A 5,402-nucleotide genomic window follows, 5' to 3' on the forward strand; every position below is an offset into this window, starting at 1 on the left:
TCGGTCAGCAGCTCCACCGCGCCCGCCGACCAGTCCACCTGCGGCGACGGCGCATCCACATGCAACGTCCGCGGCAACACCCCATGCCGCATCGCCAACACCATCTTGATCACACCGGCCACACCCGACGCCGCCTGCGTATGACCGATGTTCGACTTCACCGACCCCAACAACAACGGCCGACCCGACGGCCGATCCTGACCGTAGGTCGCCAACAACGCCTGCGCCTCGATCGGGTCACCCAGCCGCGTCCCCGTCCCGTGCGCCTCCACCACGTCGANNTNGGCNGGNNNNAGNNGGGCNNCGGNGAGNGCCTGCNGGATGACGCGCTGCTGGGNNGGGCCGTTCGGNGCGGTCAGNCCGNTGCTGGCACCGTCGGAGTTCACCGCGCTGCCCCGCACCACCGCCAACACCGGATGACCATGACGCCGGGCATCCGACAACCGCTCCACCAGCAACAACCCGACGCCCTCACCCCAGCCCGTGCCGTCCGCCGCCGCCGCGAACGACTTGCACCGGCCGTCCGCGGCCAGACCGCCCTGCCGGCTGAACTCGATGAACGTGGCGGGTGTCGCCATCACCGATACACCGCCGGCGAGCGCCAGGTCGCAGTCGCCGGCCCGCAGCGCCTGCGCGGCGAGATGCAGGGCGACCAGCGACGACGAGCAGGCCGTGTCGACGGTGACCGCCGGCCCCTCCAGGCCGAACGTGTAGGCGATCCGGCCGGACGCCACGCTGCCCAGGTTGCCGTTGCCGAGGTAGGCGGCGACGCCGTCGGGCAGCTCCAGCGGCCGGGCCCCGTAGTCGTGGTACATCACGCCGGCGAAGACGCCGATGTGGCTCTCGCGCAGTCCGAGCGGGTCGAGACCGGCGCGTTCGAACGCCTCCCAGGCGGCCTCCAGCAGCAGGCGCTGCTGCGGGTCCATCGCGAGCGCCTCGCGCGGGCTGATCCCGAACAGGTGCGGGTCGAAGCCGGCGGCATCGTAGAGGAACCCGCCGGCCGGCTCGGCGTCCCGCTCGAGCTCGCCGGTGTCATGGTCGTAAAGGCCGTCGACCGTCCAGCCGCGGTCGGCGGGGAAGCCGCCGATCGCGTCCCGGCCGGCCGCGACCAGCCGCCACAGCTCGTCGGGGCTGTTCACCCCGCCGGGGTAGCGGCAGCTCATCGCGACGACGGCGATCGGCTCGTGGTCCCGTTCCTCCAGCTCCTGCAACCGCTGGCGGGCGGCACGCAGGTCGGCGGTCGCCCGCTTGAGGTAGGCGAGGTACTTGTCCTCGTTCATCACGCCGTCGCCTTCGCCTGGAGAGATGGGTCAAGGGTGGTCACGGGGACTCGAGCTCGCTGTCGAGGAGGTCGAAGATCTCCTCCGCGGTCGCGGACTCCAGGTCGGTCGCCGCCGCGGTCGCGGCGGCCGGGCCGTTCCAGCCGGCGGCGAGGAGCCGGAGCCGCTCCCCGATCGACTGGCGGTCGCCGTCCGCGACGACGTCCCCGGCGGCCGCCGCCCGCAGCATCGCCACCAGGCTGTCGATCTCGGCGTGCAGCGCCCGCGGCGACGGGCCGTCGGGCCCACCCGGCTCCCGGGCGGAACCGGCGTCATCGTCGGCGTCACCCGCGCCAGCGCCGCCGTCCGGTTCGGGCAGGTTCAGCTCGGCCAGCAGGTGGCGGGCGAGCGCGGTCGGCGACGGATGGTCGAACAGCAGCGTCGCCGGCAGCCGCAGGCCGGTCTCGACGGTGAGCTGGTTACGCAGCTCGACGGCCGTCAGCGAGTCGAAACCGAGCTCGAGGAAGCCGCGGGACGACTCCACCGCGCCCGCCGAGGTGTGGCCGAGGATCCGTGCGGTGCGTTCCCGCACCAGGTCGAGCAGCGCGCGCTGCCGCCGGGCCGCGGGCATCGCGGCGAGCCGGCTGCCGAGGGTCACCGGTTCGCCGCCGCCACCCGCGCCCGCGGCCCGCCGGAGCACCCGGACCAGCCCGCGCAGCAGCGGCGGCACCACCCCGCCGGCGGCGGCCTCGGCGCGCATCACCGCCAGGTCGATCGCCACCGGCACCAGCAGCGACTGGCCGGCGGTACCGGCGGCGGTACCGAGGGCGGCGGACAGGACGCCGAGCCCGTCCGCGACGGACAGCTCGCCGAAGCCCGAACGGGTCAGCCGCCGGCGGTCGGTCTCGTCCAGGGCGCCGGCCATCCCGCCGTCGGCGGCCCACAGGCCCCAGGCCAGCGACGTCCCGGCGAGCCCGCGGGCCCGCCGCCAGGCGGCGAAGGCGTCCAGGAAGGTGTTCGCCGCCGCGTAGTTGGCCTGGCCGGCGTTGCCGAACACCCCGGAGGCCGAGGAGAACAGTACGAACGCCGCCAGGTCGCGCTCGGCGGTGGCCGCGTGCAGGTTGAGGACCGCGTCCACCTTCGCCGCGAACACGCCCGCCAGCCGTTGCGCGGTCAGCGAGGTCAGCATCCCGTCGTCCAGGACGCCCGCCGCGTGCACGACGGCCGTCACCGGCTCGGCGCGCAGCAGCTCGACCACCGCGGACCGGTCGGCCAGATCGCACGCGGCGACCCGGACCCGGGCGCCCAGCGCGACCAGGTCCGCCGTCAGCTCCGCGGCGCCCGGGGCGGCCTCGCCGCGTCGACTCACCAGCAGCAGGTCGGACGCCCCGTGCGCGGTGACCAGATGCCGGGCGACGGCCCCGCCCAGGGTTCCCGTCGCGCCCGTCACCACGACCGTCCCGCCGCCGGACAGGCGATCCCCGACGGAGCCCGCGTCGGCGGGGGGCGCCGTGGTCGCGGCGGTGGGGAGAGTGGCGCGGACCAGGCGGGGTACCCGCAGCGCGCCGGCCCGCAGCGCCGCCTCGGGCAGCGCGGCGTCCACCGCGGCGCGCAGCGCCCGGCGGGTGCCCGGGTCGTCGAGGGGGAGGTCGACGTCGACCAGGCTGATGCGGTCCGGGTGCTCCGAGCGGGCGGCGCGGGCCAGGCCCCACAGTGCCGCGCTCGCCAGGCCGTCCAGGCTGTCCCCGGGGTCCACCGCGACCACCCCGGAGGTCACCACGACCAGCCGGGCCCGCGCCCAGCGTGGCTCCTGCACCCACGTCCGCAGGACGTCCAGGAGCGCGGCGGCGCGGTCGCGCACCAGGGCGGCGTCCGGCAGGGCCGTGGTCAGCGGGGCCCGCTGCGCCGGGACGCCGTTCGGCGCGGAGGGTCGCGGGGCGGCCGCGGTGCAGTCCAGGACCACGACGGCGAGGGCGTCCGCCGGCTCGGGCAGCCCGGCCGCCAGCGGCACCGTCACCCAGCTGCCGGCGGCGTCCTCGCGGGTGTCGGCGACCGGCTGGGATGTCCAGTCGATCGCGAAGACGGGGGCGGCGGCGTCCCGGGGGTCGGCCAGCTGGTCGGGGGCGACCGGGCGGAACGACAGCCGCTCGATGGAGATCACCGGGGCGCCGGTGCCGTCCAGCGCGACGAGCCGGACCGTGTCGGCGCCCAGGGCGCGCAGGCGGATCCGCAGACCGGTGGCGCCCACGGCGTGCTGGCGCACCCCGGCGAACGCGAACGGCAGCCAGGCCCGGCCCGGCTCCGCGCCGAGCAGGCCCGCGGCGCCGACCGCGTGCAGGGCGGCGTCCAGCAGCGCCGGGTGCACACCGAAGCCGCCGGCCTCGCCGTGCGACGCCGCGGGCAGCCGGACGTCGGCGTGGACGTCCGCGCCGTCCTGCCAGACGGCTGCCAGGCCGCGGAAGGTGGGCCCGTAGTCGAGCCCGGACCCGGCGAGCGACTCGTACCACCCGGCCGCCAGCTCACCGGCGCCGGCCGGCGCCTCCCCCGGACCGGTCGCCGCCTCGGCCGCCTCGGCTGCCAGGGGCGGTTCGGTGTCGGTCGGGGCGGCGGCCCGGAGCTGGCCGGTGGCGTGGGTCTGCCACGGCGTCGCGGCGCCGTCGCCGTCGTCCCCGCCGCTGGCCTCGGCGCGGGCGTGGATCCGCACGTCCCGGGAGCCGTCCGCGGCGGGGCCGCTCAGGCTGACCCGCAGCTGCACCCCGCCGCGTTCCGGCAGCACCAGCGGCGCCCGCAGCACCAGCTCGTCGAGGACCGGCACGCCCGCGCGGTCACCGGCGGCGAGCGCGATGTCGACCAGCGCGGTGCCGGGCACCACAGCCGAGCCGTAGACGAGGTGTTCGGCCAGCCAGGCCGGGGTGTCGTGGGCGAGCCGTCCGGTGAACAGCAGCGCGTCGTCGTCCGGCAGGGTCACCGCCGCACCGAGCAGCGGATGGCCGGCGTCCCCCAGGCCGGCGCCGGAGAGGTCGCCGGGACCGGTGAGCGTGTCGAGCCAGAGCCGCTGGTGCTGGAAGGCATAGGTGGGCAGGGCGACGACCCGCGCGGGCGTGCCGTCGAAGCCGGCCGCCCAGTCGACGGACTCGCCGTGCACGAACAGTTCGGCGACACCGGCGAGCAGCGCGGCGACGTCGTCGCGGTCACGGCGCAGGGTCGGCGCGGCGACCAGCTCGGGCAGCGTCTCGCGCACCATCGCGGTGAGCACGCCGTCCGGCCCCACCTCGAGGATCCGGGTGACGCCCTGGGCGGCCATCGCCGTCACGGCGTCGGCGAACCGCACCGGACGGCGGACCTGACCCACCCAGTACTCCGGATCGGCCCACTCGCCGGCCACGACGGAGCCGCTCACGGTCGAGACGGCGGCCAGCCGCGGCGGGGCGAACGTCAGCTCGGTCACGACGGCGCCGAACCCGGCGAGCATCGGCTCCATCAGCGCCGAATGGAACGCGTGGCTCACCCGCAGCCGGCTGGCCCGCCAGCCCCGCTCGGCCGCGGCCGCGGCGACCTTCTCGATACCGTCCACCGGGCCGGCGAGGACGACCGACCCCGGGCCGTTGACCGCGGCGATCTCCACCGGCTGTCCGAGCTCGGCGAGCAGTTCCGCGACCCGCGGTTCGCCGGCGGCGACCGCCAGCATCGCCCCGCCGGCGGGCAGCGCCTGCATCAACCGGCCCCGCGCCGCCACCAGCGCCGCCGCGTCCGCCAGACTCAACACCCCCGCCGCGTACGCCGCCGTGACCTCCCCCACCGAATGCCCCGCCACGACCTCCGGCGTCACACCCCACGACCGCAGCAACCCCAGCAACCCCACCTCCACCGCGAACAACGCCGGCTGCGCCCACCCCGTCTGATCCAGCAGACCCCCACCCACACCCACACCCTCGACAGCACCCGCACCGGCACCACCGACATCGACCCCGGCACCGGCACCGGCACCGGCGACATCGACCCCGCCGATGACCAGACGCAACGGCCGATCCAGATGCCTGTCCAACAGGTCACAGACCTCGTCGAACGCCGCAGCGAACGCCGGGAACACCTCGTACAGCCGCCGGCCCATCCCCACCCGCTGCGAACCCTGACCGGCGAAGA

The 5,402-nt window shown here is 76.5% G+C and carries 2 protein-coding genes; both read right to left on the bottom strand.

Annotated features, from left to right (window positions below):
- A partial coding sequence (locus tag B056_RS35630; protein WP_018501270.1) for a beta-ketoacyl synthase N-terminal-like domain-containing protein occupies positions 1 to 1,283 on the bottom strand: 1,283 nt, incomplete at its 3' end.
- A gap of 37 nt (positions 1,284 to 1,320) precedes the next feature.
- The coding region (locus B056_RS35635) for an SDR family NAD(P)-dependent oxidoreductase (protein WP_018501271.1) at positions 1,321 to 5,402 on the bottom strand (4,082 nt) is incomplete at its 5' end.

Source organism: Parafrankia discariae, from assembly GCF_000373365.1.
Lineage (GTDB): Bacteria > Actinomycetota > Actinomycetes > Frankiales > Frankiaceae > Parafrankia > Parafrankia discariae.